The sequence below is a fragment of the Diaminobutyricimonas sp. LJ205 genome, from assembly GCF_009755725.1.
In the GTDB taxonomy this organism is placed as follows: domain Bacteria; phylum Actinomycetota; class Actinomycetes; order Actinomycetales; family Microbacteriaceae; genus Ruicaihuangia.
Map to the genome: position 1 here is coordinate 971454 of NZ_CP046619.1, position 17563 is coordinate 989016.

Sequence of the window (17563 nt, forward strand, 5' to 3'; positions counted from 1 at the left end):
TAAGAAAGGGAGTGCCCGCTGGGGGAGTACCCGCTGGTCGAGCTTGTCGAGACCTTCACGAGCGGGGGTCTCGACAGGCTCGACCAACGGGTTTACTGAATGGCTACCCGAGGATGGCGTTCACGCGCTCCTCGGCGGAGGCGATCGCCTCTTCGACGGTCTTCCGACCGGCGGCCGCCTCGGTGAGCTCCTCGCTGACGATGTCCTGCATCTCGGCCTGGCTGGCGCCGATGGACGGGGCCAACGCGACACCGTCGAGCGAGTCGAACACGGCCTGACGGTTCTCGGGAGCGCCCTTGGTCAGGTACGAGTCCAGCTTCGCCTCATCGGAGATCGGCGGCAGTTCCCAGCCGCTGTCGAGCCGCACGTCAACCATGGTCTCCGAGCTGGTGAGGAACTCGGCGAACTTCTGCGCGGCCTCGATGTTCTTGCTGCCGGCCGAGACGGCGACCGCGTTCGAGAACATGGCGCTGGCCTGCTGCGCGTCGCCCGGCTCAACCGCAATGTCCCAGTTGAAGCCGGCATCGGCGAGGCCGCCGAACATCCAGATGCCGGTGTGCCACATGGCCAGCTTGCCTTCGGCGAACAGGCCACTGTCGAAGTCGGGCGTGCCTGCGCCCTGCTCGGCGGTCGGCATGGTGCTGCCGCTCTTGCCGACCAGCCACTCGGCCGCCTTGATGCCCTCGGGGGAGTTGAACGCCACCTTGGTGCCGTCCTCGTTCAGGAAGTCGCCGCCAGCCTGGGCTACAGCCTTGTAGTACTCGTGGTAGCTGATCGGCTGATAGTCGCCCCAGACGCCGGCCGCGGCATCCGTCAGCGCCTCGCCAGCCTGCTGCTCCTCAGCCCAGGTCCAGTCACCGGTGGGGTAGTCGAGACCCGCCGCGTCGAAGAGGTCCTTGTTGTAGAACAGCACGACGTTCGAGAACGAACTCGGCAGCGCATACTGGGTGCCGTCGGTTTGGTAGGCGTCGGCGAGCGAGTCCTGGTAGACGCTGGTGTCGACATCCTTGAGCTCGGCGAGCACGCCGCTCTCCTGGTAGCCGGCGTAGTTGGCGAACTCGATGTCGAATACGTCGGCGACGGTGCCGCCGGCGAGGTCGGTCTGCAGCGTGGTGAAGTAGTCGGCGTAGGGGAGGGTGGTCACCTCGACGGTGATGCCCTCGTTCTCCTCCTCGAATGCGTCGACGATCTTCTGCAGGTTCTCCTCGTTGCCAGCGTTCGAGATGAAGTTCGAGTAGGTGATGACGATGCCCTCGTCGCCGTTACCGGTGTCGGCGTTACTTGAGCATCCGGTGAGGACAAGGCCGAGCGCGGCGGCGACGCCGACACCCGTTGTCAGTGCTGTGCGCTTCATGGTGATCCAATCTCCTTCGATGGGGGTGGTGCGGGGTTATTTGATGCCGGAACTGGCGACGCCCTGGACGACGTACTTCTGGGCGAACAGGTAGATCGCGAGCATGGGGAGCACGCTGATGACCGAGCCGGCCATCATCACGTCCCACTGGGTGGTGTACTGCCCCTGGAGTCCGGCGAGGGCAATGGGCAGGGTCTGAAGCTCGGGGTCGCGCAGGATGATCAGCGGCCAGAGGAAGCTGTTCCAGCTGCTCATGAACGCGAACACGGTGAGTGTCGCCAGCGACGGGCCGATCAGCGGCAGAACGATGGTGCCGAAGATCCGCACATGGCCGGCGCCGTCGATGGTGGCCGCCTCGTCGAGCTCGCGCGGCACGGCGTTCATCGCCTGCCGCAGCAGGAACACCCCGAATGCGCTGGCCATGCTCGGCAGCACGACGCCGAGGTGGGTGTTGATCAGGCCGAGGTCGCGCATCTGCACGAACAGCGGAACGATCAGCACCTGGATCGGCACCATCATCGTCGCGAGATACACGGCGAACAGGATGTTCCGGCCGCGGAACGGCAGCCGGCTGAACGCGTAGGCGGCCATCGCACTGGTGAGCAGCTGCAGCAGCGTGATCGTGATCGCGAGGCCCAGTGAGTTGAGCACGACCTGGGCGAACGGGGTGTTCGCGAACAATTCCTCGTACGCGGCGAGCGACGGGTCGCTCGGGATCAGGTTGGGCGTCGCCGACAGCCCGGCTCCGGAGGACAGTGAGGTGCTGAGCGTCCACAGGAACGGGAAGAACATGACCAGCGCACCCAGCGCGACGAGGAGGGTGAGGGTGATCCCGCTGATGCGGCAACGGGTAGTGACGCGGCTACGCATAGTTCACCCACTTCTTCTGTCCACGGATCTGCAGCACGGTGATCGCCAGCACGACGGCGAACAGCATCCAGGACAGGGCGGATGCCTCGCCGGCCGCGCCGTACCGGAACGTCAGGTCGTAAACGCGCATCACCACCACCTCAGTTGCCCCGGCCGGTCCGCCGCCGGTCATCGCGTAGACCTGGTCGAACACCTGGAAGCCGTTGATCAGCGAGATGACCACGACGAAGAAGGTGGACGGCGAGAGCATCGGCAGAGTGATGCTGAACAGTCGCCGCCACCAGCCGGCGCCATCGACGGTCGCCGCCTCATACAGGTCCTGCGGGATCGCCTGCAGCCCCGCGAGCAGGATGATCATCACGAAGCCGAGGTCTTTCCACGCCGAGGCGAGGATGATCGAGGGCATCGCCCACGCCGGGTCCGTCCACCAGCCGGGACCGTCGATGCCGACCCAGGCGAGCACGTGATTGACGATGCCGACCGACGGGTTCAGCAACCAGCGCCAGACCAATGCGACCACGATCCAGCTGGTGACCACCGGCAGGAAGTACACACCACGCAGCAGGTTGCGTCCGGCGATCCTGGCGTTCAGCGCGAGCGCGAGCAGCAGCCCTCCGACATAGACCAGCGGCAGGTACCCGACGATGTAATAGAGGGTGTTGCTGAACGCGCGCATGGTGCGTTCGTCACCGATCAGGTCGAGATAGTTCTGCGCGCCGACCCACTGCATTGGGGCGAGCAGGTTCCACTCGTGCAGGCTCACCCAGAACGCGCCGACCATCGGGTACAGCGTGAACAGGGCCAGCGGAATCGCGCTGGGCAGCACGAACAGCAGCACGGTGCCGGCGTAGCGCCAGCGTTTCGGGCGCCGGCTTCGGCGCGGCTGCGGAGGGGCGGATGCCGCGGCCTCCGTCCGCTCGGCGGTGACGGTTGGCGTGCTCATCGTGCCGCCAGCCGGTCCCGCACGAGCCGGCCCTGTTCCCCGGCGAGGCCTTGCGCGTCGAACGGAGTGGCGAGCACAAGACTCGCGGCGCCTTGCGCCCAGCGGTCGTCCTGCCAGCTCTCGACCGCGATCGGCAGTTCACGCTTGCTCGGCATGAGCTGGGCGCGGAACGCCTTCTCGAAGCTCTCCGACCAGTGCCGCCAGGACTCGGCGCCCTCACCGAGCACGATGAGGATCTCGGGATCGACGGTGTTGACCACCCCGGCGAGGGCTCGCCCGAGGAGCGTGCCCGCTTCGGCGAACACCTCGCGCGCGCCGGTGTCTCCTCGATCGGCACGCAGCCGCAGGTCGGGCATGCCGGCCGCGGCGCCGATCACCCCGGCGGCTCTCGCCTGGGCGATGAGGGCGTCCTGGCCGATGTGGGCTTCGAGGCATCCGTTCGCCCCGCACTGGCAGCGCGGACCTCCGTCGGAAACCGGGATGTGCCCGATCTCGCCGGCGCCGCCGCGGTGCCCGCGCAGCACGACCCCGTCGGTGACGATGCCCGCGCCGATGCCCGTTCCGATGGTGACGACGAGTGCGTCCGAGAAGCCGCGAGCCTGGCCGTGCAGGGTTTCTGCGACGGCGAGGGCGTTCACGTTGTTCTCGACGAGCACCGGCACGCCGAGCGCGCGCCGGAGGGCGGGGCCGACCGGCATGCGGCTCCAGCCGAGCTGGGTGGAGTCGACGATGCCGTCGGCTTGCCGGTCCACGCTGCCAGGCACGCCGATGCCGATGCCGAGCAGCGGACCGGCAGGGCTGCCGTCGATGAAACGCTCCAGTGCCTGGGTGAGGTTGGGGATCGCGTCGCTGTCGGCGGCGTCGAACGGTTCGGTCGCCGAGCGGGCGACTGAGCCGTCGAGACCGACCTCGACGATGGTGAGGTGGTCGGCGGCGACCTTGACCCCGATTGCGGTGCCGGCGTCGACCTGCAGTCCGAGCAGGCGAGCCGGGCGGCCGCCCTGTGACGGGCTGAACTCGAGTTCGGTGAGTAGTCCGTCGGCGATGAGCTGCTTGCACAGCTGGGTGATCAGAGCGGGGGAGACGGCGAGCACGCGAGCCAGCTCGGCGCGGGAGGTCGGGCCTTGGGCGCCGATCTGCGCAAGAATCGCCGATCGCGTGACGTCTGTGCGCCCGTTTGGCTGTGACACTCCGAACCCCTTTGTTTAGGACTAAATGAAGTCTAAAACGAAGTTTCGTTTCACGTCAAGGTGCTCTACGGCGAGCGGGCGTCTGATTATGGAACGCATCCCGCTGGAGGCGTACCATGGCGCTCGCGGGAAGGGGGGATCTAGACCCCGCCTGACTCCCAAGGAGCTCCGAGCATGGATGACCAGCTCAAATCCCACCGAGTCGCGACCGTTGCCAGCGCGACGCCGTTCAAGTTGCTGTACGACTTCTACCGGCTCTCCGGTTATCAGGAGCGGCGACATCAACCCGGGGTGCTCGACTTCACCTTCGGCGATCCGCATGACCCGCCGTCGGCTGCCTACGTCGAGATCCTGCGTGAATCGCTGCTCCCGCAGCACGAGCTGTGGTTCGCTTATAACCTGGGGGACGCGAAGGCGATCCAGGCCGCGACCGACTCCGTGCGCAACTATCTCGACCTGCCGTTCGAGCCTGGAGACATCCACCTCACGACCGGTGGTTTCGCGGCGATCTCGACCGCGCTGAAGATCGTCGGCGATCCCGGCGACGAGGTCGTCTACAGCCTGCCGCCGTGGTTCCTGTACGAGGGACTCATCCTGGAAGCCGGTCTCGTGCCGGTGAAGGTGTCGATCGACCGGGAGACGTTCGATCTCGACCTGGACGCCATCGCGGAGGCCATCACGCCCCGCACTCGCATCGTCATCGTCAACAGCCCGAACAACCCGACCGGGAGGATCTATCCGGTCGAGACGCTGCAGCGCCTGGCTGCCCTGCTCGACGAGGCGTCGGAGCGGAACGGGCGCCGTATCTTCCTGATCTCCGACGAGGCCTACAACCGGATCGTCTTCGACGGGGCCCGCTTCCGCAGTCCGGTGGAGTTCTACCCGTGGAGCTTCCTCGCCTACAGCTACGGCAAGACGCTGCTCTCGCCTGGCGAGCGGATCGGCTACCTCGCGGTGTCGCCGGCTATGCCAGATCGTGACGCGATGCAGGATGCGATCGAGACCGTGCAGATGTGCGCCGGCTGGCTGTTTCCTAACGCCTCGATGCAGTACGCGCTGCCGCGGCTCGAAAAGCTCGCCTTCGACATCCCGCTGTTCCAACGCAAACGCGACGTCATGGTCGAGGCGCTCCGGTCGATCGGATACCGGGTCACCGTGCCGGAAGGCACCTTCTACCTGTTCCCCGAATCGCCGCTCGAGGACGATGCAGCGTTCGTCGCGGCGCTGGACCGTGAGGGCGTCCTGGTGCTTCCGGGGCGGATGTTCGAGACACCGGGCTTCTTCCGCATCTCGCTGACCGCCACGATGCGGACGATCGAGGAGAGCATCCCGCGGTTCGAGGCAGCCTTCGCTCAAGCGGCCGAGACAACTTCGGCCAGCGGAGCCGGCCGACTGGGTGGAATACCGTAGGGCCAGCGTTGCTCCCAGCCGCGGTGCCGACGGCCGGACCTCGTTGCACAGTCCGCGCGTCGCTACTCACAGCCCACGCCGTCGCCATCTCGATCCAAATGGCGGCCGTAACCCGGGTCACCTACGTGCACCGGAGCGGCGCCCGCGGCCCGTGCGGCCGTGCAGTTGTCGTAGTACTGCGAGGGGGCCGGCGCCGGTGCGGGAGCAGGTGCTGGCGCAGGAGCTGGCGCTGGAGCGGGAGCAGGAGCAGGGGCAGGTGCGGGAGCCGGCTTAGGAGCAGGAGCCGGCTTAGGAGCAGGAGCCGGAGCAGGCGCCGGTGCGGGAGCCGGCGCCGGGGCGGCGACGATTGGTGCTGGCTCGGGTGCAAAGGCTGAGCTTGACGCTGGTTCGTCGGGGCAGTCGGCCAATACACGAGCTATTGCGTCGTGTTCGGCCTGCGTCACCCACAGACCGTAGGTTGCCTTCACTGACACCTGGCGAGCGACGTACGCGCAGCGGAAATCCTTCGCCTTCGGGAGCCACGTGGCGGCGTCCCCCGCCCCTTTCTGCGCGTTCGAAGAGCCATCGACGGCGAGAAGGTTCAGCGGGTCATTCGCAAACGAGATCCTTTGGCTTTGCGACAGCTGCTGCGCACCGGTTTGCCACGCGTTCGAAAGAGCGACGACATGGTCGATCTGCACCAGCGTGGACGTGGTGTTACCGCGGACGAAGTCGACCGTGCCGCCCGTGTAGGGAGAGACGAGGTCGCCGCTCATGACCTTGCACGGTCCGGAACGGGTGATGTCGGTCAGGTCACGAGCGAGCATGTCATTGCGGGTGTCGCATCCGTTGCGATCCACGTCGAGCCAAGCGGTTCCGAACCGACCTTCTCGGTCGTAACCCGTCTTAGGAGCTTTCCCCTTGATCGGAAGGGTTGCCAGCAAAGTGAGCGCGGCGCCGCTGGTGACGGATTTGTCCGCTACTGCAACCGACGCTTCACCATCCGGAGACTTGACCGTTGCCGGGTCGATCGGCGCTTCCGCGGTGAATGCCGTTTCAGCCTCATTCGTGGGAGTAGGAGTAGGAGTCGGAGTAGGGGACTTCGTTTCCTCCGGAACGACAGTTGCGGCGGGGCGCGGACTTGCCGTGTCCACTTCGCGGGGATTTGCGGCGGTGTAAAGAGAGCTGCCCGCGACGGTAACGACGAGTGAAGTGGCAAGCGTGATTGCCGCGATTTTGCGCGACGGGATGAGGGCCCACGACCTGCGCCCGGTGACGACGGTGTAGATCGCGGTGCCGAGCCCAATGACGCCTGCCATCAGCAGGAAGCCGCCAATGCCGCTGGAAGCGAGGCTTGTCAGCAGGAAGATGCCAGCCACCCCGATGCCGATCCAAGTGCCTTTGGTCGGCTTGAACAAGCGCTCGCGCTGCTCGGTTGAACGGGGCGTTTCGGACATAGCGATCCTCTGTGATGCGTTCGTGGGATAGTGACGAAACTACAGGGGATCGTGATCGCCGCGTCCGCCCCAGAACGGGGAGGGACGGCCTGTGCGGCTGTGTGAACCATGCGGACTTTTGCCACCCCTAGGATGTGGCCATGAATTTTGGTCAGGCGATTGCGAGCGGCTTCAGGAATTACGTCAACTTCAGCGGCTACGCGCGCCGATCGGAGTTTTGGTTCTGGACACTGTTCACCGCCCTCGTCTCGCTGGTGACGAACTTCGTCGACCCGGTGACGTACTGGGGTGATTCGAGCGCCCTGAACTCGCTGTGGTCGCTGGCTGTGCTGCTGCCTTCGCTGGCCGTCAGCGTGCGGCGTCTGCGCGATTCCGGCAACCACTGGGCTTGGCTGTTCATCGTCCTGGTTCCGCTGGCCGGTTGGATCATCCTCATCGTCCTGTTCTGCCAGCCGTCGGTGCGGACGGACGCACCTTCCTGGGACAGTGCGACCGTCGTCCCATCGGTCGAGCGTTAGCTAGCGACGTACGCGGCGTAGGAACCGACCGCAATCACGACGCATCCGCCGATCACCGCCGCGAAGGCAACCAACCAGACGAACGACGGCACCCGCGTGCGCAGGTAAAGCAGGTACGCGTCCGAGGTGCGCAGCTGTCCTCGCCGTCGGACATGCACCGCGATGACCGTGCCGAGTCCGCGTACAGCGCCGACCAGCAGCACTATGCCGAGCACCAGCAGGGCATAGCTCTGCACCTGAGGAGTCGCGAACACCCAGAGCGCGATGCTCACCGCGGCTGAGGCGAGCACCACGAGCACGCCGAACAGATTGCGGATCACCAAGATGGTCAGGACGAGCACGACACCGCCGCCGAACAGGGCCGCCGCGGTGTAACCGTTGAACACGCTCCAGAGCTGCACGGCGCCGACGATCGCCGGTGCCGGATAGCCGAACATCCCGCTGACCACGCTGCCGAAGCCGCCGCGTCCGCTGCTCACCGCCTCGCCCGAATGATTCCGCCGAATCCGGATGCCGTGCACCACTCGTCCGGTCAGGATCGCCGCCGTCGCGTGCCCGAGCTCGTGCACCAGAGTCGTGAACAGGCCGAAGACCTGCCAGGTGGCGCGCGGAATGCTCAGGGCGGCGGCGATCGCGAGGATGCCGAGCGTGAGCGCAGGGGAGAGGGCGACCGGGTCCGCGCGGCTGAACAGCGTCGACCAGTCGATGGAGAGATCAGGGATGTCGATGCCTCCAGTCTGGCAGGACCTCGTAACCGCTCAGCCCGACTCGGTCCCTTAAAGGACGGATGCCGCCACCGAACGCTTGGTTCGGCGGCGGCATCCCGCTCGTTTCGATTGCTCACCACAGCCGGGGCAACTGCATGACGTGGTGGGCGGTACGAACCTGCTCCCGCTGCCGGTGAGCTTCAACGGTTTCGAGGTTCAGGCCCGATTGAGCCGGCCCTCCCTTGACCGGGCGCCGACCCCACCGGATCAGTGCGAGGCCGAGGTGCATCGCGGCTCGGTCGAGCAGACCAACCCGGCGCACGGTTCGCGTCTGAGCGGTGGGTTGAGGGTTGGGTTGGGGCGGGTGATCATGGCGACCGGAAGCGGTCAGCTGTTGGATCTGCATGATGGTGGTGATTCCTTTGTCATCGCGAAGCCGGGCGCGCCAATGCGCTTCCGGAGTCGCCGAATAGAGAGGTGGCCGCAACAGGCGGCGAGTGGGAGGACGCGATAGGCGCGTCACGCGCGGGGTGAATGACCTAAGCCAGGGGAGTGCGGACTCCTACTGAGGCTGTCTGGTCGAGCTTCGAAAGCGTCACCACCGACTGGACCGGTGGAACAACAGCTACCCGATCAGGCGGTGAAGACGCCGACGAAGCCGCCGGCGGGGGACATTGCGATTGCACAGTCTTGAATAAACACGCGGGGCTCCTTTCGTCAATTGGCGTACAGGGGATCACGGTAGTGGGGTTCAGGCCCGCGGCGCAACACTTTCTCGAAAGTCCGTCGGGAATCGACGAGTGTCGGCGAACGGGGGTGGCTCACGAGTGCTGCTGCGATCATTCGTCGGCTCCCGTCTGGAGCCGCCCCTCGTCGTCGATCGTCCAGTCATCCGGCAGCCCCAGGGTTCCCTGCGCGAGCACCCAGGCGGTGGCGTGCCCCGGGGTCATGCCGGCGTCGACCAACTGCGGCCAGATCGCCCAATCGGCAGCCCGGAGTGCGATGCTGCGCGGCCCGCTCTTTTGCGGGACCACCCGGATCAGCGGATGCCCCTCTTCATGCACAACCCTTGGGAGGCTGGTTCGGAGAACGTAATAGCTGTCCGGAGTGAACCCGACGGCCTCAAACGCGTGGGCCACGGGGACCCAGCGACTGATGGTCGTGTACCGTCCGCGGCGAACCGCGCCGTAGGTCCCGTTCATGGCGGCGGTGCCGACCCAGACCGGCTTGAAGGTCAGGAAGACCTTGCTCCAGGCGACCCTCCGCTCGTCGGGGATGCTGCCCCACAGATCGGGAGACGACGGCTCGCGGCGAGGAACACTGCCGATCTCCTCGTCGAGGATGTCCAACTCGGGGTACAACTCAGGGCTGGCGAGGTACTCGCTGAGCGTCACGGTGGGCTCGGGGTGGTTGTTTCCAGCAGGCATCGGATGCCTCCTTCCGGAAGGCATCGCCTTCCATCGACTTGCCCGAGACGGATGCCGCGGGCCCGTTCTTCCCCTGGGGCACCCCAGTCGATGGACGGGGTTGCCGGACAGCCGGCCAGGTACCTCTGGCTGTCGCTCTTGAACGTGAGAATGAGACTACGACAGGCGACAGACATCCGCTCGGCACGCCGCCCGCATGTACCCGCAACGGGGGTCAGCGCCAATGCGCACCCGGATACCACGGTCTGAGATGCTCGGATGGTGAGCTACGCCCCTCAATCCCAGGTGATCTATCAGCAGGTGGTTCGTCCTCCGTCGAACGGCTTGGCGGTTGCCGCACTTGTGCTCGGCATCGTCGGAATCACGGTCGGCATCTGGTCGGTCGTCCCGTTCCTCGGCCTGATCGCTGCGGTGTTCGCATTCGTGCCGAGCGTGCTCGCTGTCATCTTCGGCATCGTGGGCTGGCAGAAGGCGGGACGGATCGGTGGAGTCGGACGCGGTCAGGCGCTCACCGGTCTGATTCTCGGCGGCGTGACCGTTGCGCTCATCGTGCTGGTGACGATGGGCTGGATCTTCGTCGGAGTCGTCGGATCCACCACCTCGGTCTGAGGCTGCCTGCCCAGACCGACACCCGGAGATCCGTGTGTCACCCCAGAGTGCCATACGGAAAATGGATAGGTCCGCTCCGAAAGGGCGGGTTGACCTTGACGCGATTTCGAGAGGCGGGCGACTTCGTCGCGCGCTCCTCAATCACCGGGCGGATGCGAACTCGCGGCGTGCTCAGGCGCATTGACTTTCGCAAGACATCGTGTAAACCTAATGAACACGTAATCCACCACACGTGACGCCAACGACGGCGCGACGATCACGAAAGGTTGTGCCAATGACGGCAACGACTGTTACGAGTACCGTCCACACGGTGCTCGGCCCGATCCAGGCTGATGAACTGGGCGTGGTCGCTGTCCACGAGGCGCTGCTCTCGGTGGTTCCCGGGGCACAGTACGCACCCGACATCCGCATCGACCGGGCCGAGATCTTCGAGATTCTCGCGGCGAAGCTCAACGACTTCCGCGCACACGGCGGCCAGACCATCGTCGACAGCACAGGCATGTTCCACGGCCGCGACCTGAACCTGTACGAAGCGCTGTCGCGCTCGACCGGCGTGCACATCGTCGCCTCGACCGGCATGGGCCCCGAGGAGATGCTCGGCGGCTACTTCCTCACCCCGCAGACCAACCCGCCGACGCCGTGGCCGGCCGAGAAGTTCGCCGACCTCTTCTCCAAGGAGGTCACCGAAGGCATGGTGGTTCCTCGCGTCGAACGCCGCGCCGCCGCCGGCCTGGTGACCACCACGGCCACCCGGGCCGGCATGACGCCGACCGATGAGAGCCTCTTCCGCGGAGCGGCGCGAACCGCGTTGACCACCGGCGTTCCGGTGTCCATCCGCTACGGCGCCGACGCACTGCACGACCTCGACATCATCCTCGACGAGACGCTCCGCGCCGACCGGGTGCTCGTCGGCGACCTCGACCGCCGGGATGCCGCCGGCGCCGCCCTCGAGGTGGCCCGCCGCGGAGCGTTCGTAGGACTGGACCACGTCGGCCTGGACGATGACGACGACTACCTGACCGACCGCGAGCGTGCGGCCCTGGTCATCGATCTCGTCGACGCCGGCCACGGCAACCGGATCCTGCTGTCGAGCAATGCGATCGGCGTGGCCAAGGGCCAGCCAGACTACGACCTGCCGTTCAGCCATGTCGTGTCAAAGTTCGTGCCCTCCCTGAAGACCCTCGGGCTCAGCGATGAGGACGCCCGGCGCATCCTGATCGACAATCCGCGCGACCTGCTCACGGTGCGCTGAGCCGACCCGCGTAACTGACCAAACCGACTTTCTAAGGTGACGACGTTGTCAAAGGTAAACACGGTACTGGGAACCATCCCGGCCGAAGAATTGGGCCTCGTGGCCGTCCACGAGCACATCGGCTACGGCATGCCCGGCAGCGAGCTGGACAGCAAGTGGTGGAAGACGCCGGAACAGGCATACGAGGAGACCGTGCCGAAACTGCGCGCCTTTCACGAGTACGGCGGCGGCACCTTCGTCGACGCCACCGGCATCTGCAACGGCCGCGACATCGACTACTACAAGTCCCTGTCGAAGAAGACCGGCGTGCACATCGTGGCCTGCACCGGCTTCGTCGGCGGCGACACCGCGCTGGCGCACTTCGCCCGCGCCAGCGTCGACTACCTGGCCAAGGTCTTCATCCACGAGATCACCGTCGGCATCGGCGACACCGGCAGCAAGGCCGGCGTCATCAAGGTCGGTGTCAGTCGCGGGGGACGGATGACGGAGCTCGACAAGCGCATCTACCGGGCTGCTGCCCGGGCATCCGTCGCGACCGGCGTGCCGATCCTCACCCACCTGGCCATCGACCCGCAGCCCGCGGTCGACATCTTCCGCGAGGAGGGTCTGCCGCTGGACCGTGTGCTGTTCGGGCACGCCGATGACGGACTGAACGCACCGATCACCCCGCACGACTACATTGCCGCGCAGGGCGGTCGCATCGGCTTCGACACCTTCGGCTACGAGACCGAGCTCGAGGACCCGCCGTTTTGGGCCCGCCCCCGTAAGGAGCGTCTGGACCACTTCGTCGACCTGGTTCACAAGGGATACCTCGACCTGCTGCTCGTCTCGGCTGACGCGAACTGCAGCCCGCTCGGCTGGCCAGGCGTGAAGGGTCACACCGTGAACTACATCTTCGAGCAGATGATCCCCGACTTCCGCGCCGCCGGTCTCGACGAGGCGACGATCGACAAGATCCTCATCGACAACCCGGCCGACTTCCTGTCGATCAAGCTCTGACCCCTCACCACCTTCACCCTCAACCACCGCACCGACCGGGACAGCCGGACACAAGAAAGCGAGAGAGCAATGCAGCCCTCGGAAATCAAGAACCTGAACATCGCCATCATCGGCGCCGGTTACGGCGGCGCGGCCGCAGCCAAGGCCCTGAGCCTGCTGGGCGCCACCGTCAACGTGTACGAGCAGGCACCCTTTTCCGGTGAGGTCGGCGCCGGCATCGGCCTGCGTCCGGCGACCATGCAGCGGTTCCGCCAGTGGGGGATCTTCGACGACATCGCAAAGGTGACCTCGCCGAGCGACTACTTCGAGATCCTCACCGCGACCGGTGAGCCGATCATGAAGGATGCCTGGCCCGAGTCCGGCGACCTCAAGCAGACCCACCTCATCCACCGCCGGGACTTCATCGACGCCCTGCTCGGTGTGCTTCCGGAGGGCATGGTGCACTTCAACCACCGGCTCGAGAAGATCGAGGACAAGGGCGAGCGCGCCGTGCTCACCTTCGCGGACGGCAAGACCGTCGAGGCCGACCTGGTCATCGGCGCCGACGGCATCAAGTCGGCGGTGCGTGAGCAGCTGTTCAGCAAGAAGGGCCCGGTGTTCGCCGGCGAGCACGCGTACCGCGCGGTGATCTCGATCGACGCCGCCCACGGCATGGTCGTCGACGACAACCTCCGGATGTACATCGGCCATGGCACGAAGGTCTACCTGCTGCCGCTGCGTCACCGCGGCCAGGTGTCCTTCGACGTCACGGCGCTGAACTCCGACGGCACCTGGACGCCGAACGTGACCATCGATGACATGGTGAAGACCGTCGAGGGTTTCGACGAGCGGCTGGTGGCGATCACGCGCGAGCTGGACCTGTCCACGGTGAGCATCAAGGCGGTGTACGACATCGACCCGATCGACGTGTGGCACTCGGACTCCGTTGCCCTCATGGGTGATGCGGCCCACTCGATGCTGCACCACCAGGGCCAGGGAGCGAACTCGGCCATTGAAGACGCCGGCGCGCTCGCCGACGCCCTCGTCGAGGCAGACTCCGTCAAGGAAGCGCTGGCCCTGTACCAGGCCACCCGCAAGCCGGTGACCGACGAACTGCAGCGCATCTCGCGTCAGGGCTGGTCCGAAGGCGAACTCGACGACGTCTTCCCCGGCCAGAAGCCGGCCGCCCAGTCCGCGGCTCCGGTTCAGGGGCAGGCAGGCTAGACACCATGACAGTGCATCCTGAAATCGCCAAGATCCTCGCCACCCTGCCGCCAGCCGATCACGGCACCCGGCCGGACCCGGCGGCGAAACGCGCCGGAGATGAGGCATTCATCCCGCCGCTCGAGGCTCGGGCGCAGGTGCATTCGGTTCAGGATGTCACCGCGACAACACTGTCCGGTGAGGTTCCCGTGAGGATCTACACGCCGGTCGAGGCCGACTCCTACGGGCTGATCGTGTACTTCCACGGCGGTGCCTTCTTCTCCGGCAGCCTGGACACGCACGACCACGTCGCGCGTGCCCTGGCGAAGGAGACCGGGCACAAGGTCATCTCGGCTGGCTTCCGGTTGGTTCCGGAAGCCGCCTACCCGGCCAGCCTGCGCGACAGCTACGGGGTGGTCCGCTGGGCGGCCGAGCAGGGGGAGACCCTGGGCTGGGACGGTCGGAACCTCGCCATCGCCGGCGACAGCTCCGGCGGCAACTTCGTGGCCGCGGTCGCGGCGATGGCCCACGACAACGGCTTCGACCGGATCACCCACCAGGTGCTGTTCTACCCGTCCGTGGACCTGGACTTCGACGTCGACCGCTACGCGTCGCTGCGGGAGAACGCCGAGGGGTACGGGCTGGAGACGGCTGGCCTGAAACCGTGGAACTCTTTCTACATCGAGAGTGGCGCGGATCCGGCGGATCCGCTGGTGTCACCGATCAAGCGGACGGACCTGTCCGGTTTGCCGCCTGCCTTGATCATCACCGCCGAATACGATCCGCTGCGAGACGAAGGCGAGCTCTACGGCCAGCGTCTCGCCGACGCCGGTGTGGAGGTCACGGTCAGTCGGTACGCCGGCGCCAACCACGGATTCGTGCAGAACTTCTTTTGGATTCCGGAGTACTACCAGGCCTTCGTCGAGACCGGTGCATTCTTGAATCGGCCACGACCATGACCCAGGAAGTCAGCATCCACCCGCTGGTCTCGCCGTGGGGTCGGTTCGGGCTGTACAGCTTCTTCATCGACGCACCCGAGCCGGCCATCGTCGACACCGGCATCGCGTCGTCGCCAGCCGAAGGCATGATCCCTGCTCTCGAGGCTCTCGGCCGTCGGATTGAGGATGTCCGCTGGATCCTGCTGACCCACGGCCACATTGACCACCTCGGCGGCGCCCACGCGCTGTGGGAACTCACCGGCCGACGCGCCCAGGTTGTCATCCACGAAGCGGATGCCCCGATGCTGCGCTCGCGCCGCGCCCACGTCGACGAATACCTTGCCGGACGGGCGCAGTACCTTCGCGACCCCGACGGTGAAGCGAAGGTCGCCGGCGCTGGCAACGCGGTCATCTCCGGCGAGATGGAGCCGACCATGCTCGTGAAGGGCGGCGAGACCCTCTCGCTCGGCGGGGATGTCACCGTCTCGGTGCACTCGATCCCCGGCCACACCCCGGGGGCGGTCGCCTACGTCGTCGAGGGCCAGAACGATGTCTTCGTTGGCGACGCCGTGCAGGTGTATGGCGCTGCCAGCGGTTTCCCCGGCTACGTCGACCCGGTCGGCTACCGCACCAGCCTGGAGTACCTGCGGGACCAGGTCCGTCCGCAGCGCCTATACCTCGGACATCCGTACCGCAACGCCGACGGCGTCCCGTACGGCGTCGAACTCGACGCCCAGCAGGCGCAGGAAGCGCTGCAGCAGAGCCTCGACCGCGAGGCGCAGATCAGCGACGCCGCGCACCGCTACCTGCAGGATGGCCTGCAGCAGACCGATTCGCCCTACTCGCCGTTCGCCCGGGTCGCCGAGGAGCTCGGCTACGAGGGCGACCCCACATTGGAGCCGTCGCCGTTCTTCACGACCATGCACGGTTACGCAACGCAGTTCGCGCAGAACACAGAAGGAGCTACGCACTGATGGCAGACATCACGTGGGATGCCGGTGGGCAGACGATTTCCATTCGCAAGGACCTCCGAGTGCCGATGCGCGACGGCGTCGAGCTCGCCGCGGACGCCTACCAGGGTGTTGACGACAAGCCGCGTCCTGCGCTGGTCGCCCTGAGCCCGTACGGCAAGGAGTTGCAGGCCCTCGCCCTGACGACCCCGCCGCAGCGACGCCCCAGCCCGATGTGGGACGGCTGCATCGAGGCCGGCGACATCGCCCGCATCGTCGCTGAGGACTACGTCCACGTCATCGGCGACCTGCGTGGCTCCGGGGCATCCGGCGGCGAGCACATCGGCAACTACAACGCCGGGGGAGTCTCGCTCGGCCAGGATGCCTACGACTTCATCGAGTGGGTCGCCGCGCAGCCCTGGTGCGACGGCAACGTCGGCATGGTCGGCATCTCCTACTTCGGCTCGATGCAGGTGCTGGCCGCGGCCGAGCGCCCGCCGAGCCTGAAGGCGATCTTCGTCAGCGGCGGCCACTACGACTTCTACGAGACCACGTACCACGGCGGCGTCATGTGGTTCATGCCGCGCGCCGCCCGCGAGGGTCGCGGCGGCGACTCGGGCTGGGCGTTCACCGACAACGTCAAGTCCCGGATGATCGAGAAGTACTCGCCCGAAGAGCTGAAGGAACTGGTCGCGAAGCGGCTGCAGGATCCGGATGTCGCGGCCTGGCCGAACCTCGTGCACGTGCTGCACTACCCCAAGAACCACGAGGCCTGGTTCGACATCGTGATGAACGAGCTGGACGGCGACTGGTACGAGGAGCGCAACCCGATCACGCTGGCCCCGAACATCGACATCCCGGTCTGGCTGCAGCTTGACCAGGGCCGTGGCTGGACCCTCGACGGCACCATCGAGCTGTTCGACGCGCTGAGGGGTCCGAAGAAGCTGACCATCGGCCCGTACCCGCCGATGCAGTCGCGCCCGTTCATCGAAGAGCACGACAAGATGTTCCGCTGGTACGACTACTGGATCAAGGGCATCGACAACGGCGTAATGGACGAGCCGGCCGTCAGCGTCTTCGTCGAAGGCTCGCGGGAAACCGTGACCGCCGACCAGTGGCCGCCGAAGGAGGTCGAGTACAAGTCGCTCTACCTGCGTCCGCGGCACAAACTCTCCGCCGAGCCGGAACTGATGGGCGCCGAGTACGCGGCCCCGGACGGTTTCTACCAGGCACCGCTGACGGTGACCGACAAGGTCGAGATCATCAACTGGAGCACCGCGCCGTTCGAGGAAGACACCGAGATGATCGGCACCGGCGCAGCGCACATCTTCGCCGAGATCGACCAAGTCGACACCAACTTCATCATGCGGCTGTGGGATGCCGCCCCGAACGGCAAGCGGCAGCTGGTCACCACCGGTTACCTCAAGGCCTCGCACCGTGAGCTCGACGAGCGCACCACCGAGGGCAACCCGTTCCACCCGCACACCCGCACCGAGCCGGTGGAGCCGGGCAAGATCGAGGAGTACGTGCTGCGCCTCTACCCGTTCGCGAACACGTTCAAGCCGGGTCACCGGCTGGTGGTGGAGCTGTCGAACGCCGAGCCGCTGGTGGACGAGCACAACTCGCTGCTGCCGCCGGATGCCTTCCACCTGCCGGTGGGTCGCCCGGTCACGCACAAGATCTACCGTGATGCGGCGCACCCGTCCCGGCTGGTCCTCCCGTTCACGACGCGGAAGGCCGACTGAGTCCGCGTCCGTGCCCGTTTGGAACGTTTGAGT

16 protein-coding genes and 1 riboswitch are annotated in these 17563 nt (G+C 66.3%); of the genes, 9 read left to right on the forward strand and 7 right to left on the reverse strand.

Annotation, left to right across the window (positions count from 1 at the left end; all coding sequences use genetic code 11):
* Positions 1–103: 103 nt before the first annotated feature.
* Genes GO591_RS04580 through GO591_RS04595 form a run of 4 tightly spaced genes read right to left on the reverse strand, consistent with a single transcriptional unit; the run spans position 104 to position 4357 of the window.
* Positions 104–1354: an ABC transporter substrate-binding protein gene (locus GO591_RS04580; protein WP_157155727.1), complete on the reverse strand. Its 1251-nt coding sequence runs from the start codon at positions 1352–1354 to the stop codon at positions 104–106.
* Positions 1355–1390: 36 nt separating this feature from the next.
* On the reverse strand, positions 1391–2224 hold the full coding sequence (locus tag GO591_RS04585) for a carbohydrate ABC transporter permease (RefSeq protein ID WP_157155728.1): 834 nt from the start codon (positions 2222–2224) through the stop codon (positions 1391–1393).
* Positions 2217–3167, reverse strand: a complete 951-nt coding sequence (locus tag GO591_RS04590) for a carbohydrate ABC transporter permease (protein WP_157155729.1) — start codon at positions 3165–3167, stop codon at positions 2217–2219. The genes GO591_RS04585 and GO591_RS04590 overlap by 8 nt, the downstream gene beginning before the upstream one ends.
* The gene (locus GO591_RS04595; protein WP_157155730.1) at positions 3164–4357 is read right to left on the reverse strand and encodes an ROK family transcriptional regulator; all 1194 of its coding nucleotides are present in this window, start codon (positions 4355–4357) and stop codon (positions 3164–3166) included. The genes GO591_RS04590 and GO591_RS04595 overlap by 4 nt, the downstream gene beginning before the upstream one ends.
* A gap of 174 nt (positions 4358–4531) precedes the next feature.
* On the opposite strand from GO591_RS04595, the gene GO591_RS04600 reads away from it, so the two are divergent.
* Positions 4532–5767, forward strand: a complete 1236-nt coding sequence (locus GO591_RS04600) for an aminotransferase class I/II-fold pyridoxal phosphate-dependent enzyme (RefSeq protein ID WP_157155731.1) — start codon at positions 4532–4534, stop codon at positions 5765–5767.
* Positions 5768–5829: 62 nt separating this feature from the next.
* Here GO591_RS04600 and GO591_RS04605 read toward each other — a convergent pair whose 3' ends face one another.
* Entirely contained in the window at positions 5830–7203 is a 1374-nt protein-coding gene (locus GO591_RS04605; protein WP_232466274.1) for a GmrSD restriction endonuclease domain-containing protein, read from the reverse strand.
* A gap of 140 nt (positions 7204–7343) precedes the next feature.
* On the opposite strand from GO591_RS04605, the gene GO591_RS04610 reads away from it, so the two are divergent.
* Entirely contained in the window at positions 7344–7721 is a 378-nt protein-coding gene (locus GO591_RS04610; RefSeq protein WP_157155732.1) for a DUF805 domain-containing protein, read from the forward strand.
* Here the strand turns inward: GO591_RS04610 and GO591_RS04615 are convergent.
* Both GO591_RS04615 and GO591_RS04620 read right to left on the reverse strand, forming a co-directional pair.
* Positions 7718–8449 carry a M50 family metallopeptidase gene (locus tag GO591_RS04615; protein WP_370455345.1) on the reverse strand — a complete coding sequence of 244 codons (732 nt, stop codon included), beginning with the start codon at positions 8447–8449 and terminating at the stop codon, positions 7718–7720. The genes GO591_RS04610 and GO591_RS04615 overlap by 4 nt on opposite strands.
* An 818-nt stretch (positions 8450–9267) precedes the next feature.
* A complete protein-coding gene (locus GO591_RS04620) occupies positions 9268–9855 on the reverse strand; it encodes a hypothetical protein (protein WP_157155733.1) in 588 nt (195 codons plus the stop codon).
* Positions 9856–9884: 29 nt separating this feature from the next.
* Positions 9885–9999: riboswitch (SAM riboswitch) on the reverse strand.
* Between the two features lie 117 nt (positions 10000–10116).
* Between GO591_RS04620 and GO591_RS04625 the strand changes: the two genes are divergently transcribed.
* The 7 genes from GO591_RS04625 (at position 10117) to GO591_RS04655 (ending at position 17530) form a co-directional block, all read left to right on the forward strand.
* Positions 10117–10464 carry a DUF4190 domain-containing protein gene (locus GO591_RS04625; protein WP_167140591.1) on the forward strand — a complete coding sequence of 116 codons (348 nt, stop codon included), beginning with the start codon at positions 10117–10119 and terminating at the stop codon, positions 10462–10464.
* Between the two features lie 274 nt (positions 10465–10738).
* Positions 10739–11716, forward strand: a complete 978-nt coding sequence (locus GO591_RS04630) for a phosphotriesterase family protein (protein ID WP_157155735.1) — start codon at positions 10739–10741, stop codon at positions 11714–11716.
* Positions 11717–11752: 36 nt separating this feature from the next.
* Positions 11753–12715, forward strand: coding sequence for a phosphotriesterase family protein (locus GO591_RS04635; RefSeq protein ID WP_232466275.1), 963 nt, complete (start codon positions 11753–11755; stop codon positions 12713–12715).
* Positions 12716–12784: 69 nt separating this feature from the next.
* The gene (locus GO591_RS04640; RefSeq protein WP_157155737.1) at positions 12785–13918 is read left to right on the forward strand and encodes an FAD-dependent oxidoreductase; all 1134 of its coding nucleotides are present in this window, start codon (positions 12785–12787) and stop codon (positions 13916–13918) included.
* 5 nt (positions 13919–13923) lie between these two features.
* Positions 13924–14856 (forward strand): alpha/beta hydrolase, encoded by a 933-nt coding sequence (locus tag GO591_RS04645; RefSeq protein ID WP_157155738.1) that lies wholly within the window; start codon positions 13924–13926, stop codon positions 14854–14856.
* Positions 14853–15809 carry an MBL fold metallo-hydrolase gene (locus GO591_RS04650; protein WP_157155739.1) on the forward strand — a complete coding sequence of 319 codons (957 nt, stop codon included), beginning with the start codon at positions 14853–14855 and terminating at the stop codon, positions 15807–15809. The genes GO591_RS04645 and GO591_RS04650 overlap by 4 nt, the downstream gene beginning before the upstream one ends.
* Complete coding sequence (locus tag GO591_RS04655) at positions 15809–17530, forward strand: CocE/NonD family hydrolase (RefSeq protein WP_157155740.1); 1722 nt, start codon at positions 15809–15811, stop codon at positions 17528–17530. Before GO591_RS04650 ends, GO591_RS04655 begins: the two co-directional genes overlap by 1 nt.
* The last annotated feature ends 33 nt before the right edge of the window (positions 17531–17563 follow it).

Excerpts from the sequence above, each read along its gene's own strand:
- GO591_RS04580 (WP_157155727.1), bottom strand. The coding sequence starts at position 1,354 with ATGAAGCGCACAGCACTGACAACGGGTGTCGGCGTCGCCGCCGCGCTC.
- GO591_RS04585 (WP_157155728.1), bottom strand. The coding sequence starts at position 2,224 with ATGCGTAGCCGCGTCACTACCCGTTGCCGCATCAGCGGGATCACCCTC.
- GO591_RS04590 (WP_157155729.1), bottom strand. The coding sequence starts at position 3,167 with ATGAGCACGCCAACCGTCACCGCCGAGCGGACGGAGGCCGCGGCATCC.
- GO591_RS04600 (WP_157155731.1), top strand. The coding sequence starts at position 4,532 with ATGGATGACCAGCTCAAATCCCACCGAGTCGCGACCGTTGCCAGCGCG.
- GO591_RS04605 (WP_232466274.1), bottom strand. The coding sequence starts at position 7,203 with ATGTCCGAAACGCCCCGTTCAACCGAGCAGCGCGAGCGCTTGTTCAAG.
- GO591_RS04610 (WP_157155732.1), top strand. The coding sequence starts at position 7,344 with ATGAATTTTGGTCAGGCGATTGCGAGCGGCTTCAGGAATTACGTCAAC.
- GO591_RS04620 (WP_157155733.1), bottom strand. The coding sequence starts at position 9,855 with ATGCCTGCTGGAAACAACCACCCCGAGCCCACCGTGACGCTCAGCGAG.
- GO591_RS04630 (WP_157155735.1), top strand. The coding sequence starts at position 10,739 with ATGACGGCAACGACTGTTACGAGTACCGTCCACACGGTGCTCGGCCCG.
- GO591_RS04640 (WP_157155737.1), top strand. The coding sequence starts at position 12,785 with ATGCAGCCCTCGGAAATCAAGAACCTGAACATCGCCATCATCGGCGCC.
- GO591_RS04645 (WP_157155738.1), top strand. The coding sequence starts at position 13,924 with ATGACAGTGCATCCTGAAATCGCCAAGATCCTCGCCACCCTGCCGCCA.
- GO591_RS04650 (WP_157155739.1), top strand. The coding sequence starts at position 14,853 with ATGACCCAGGAAGTCAGCATCCACCCGCTGGTCTCGCCGTGGGGTCGG.
- GO591_RS04655 (WP_157155740.1), top strand. The coding sequence starts at position 15,809 with ATGGCAGACATCACGTGGGATGCCGGTGGGCAGACGATTTCCATTCGC.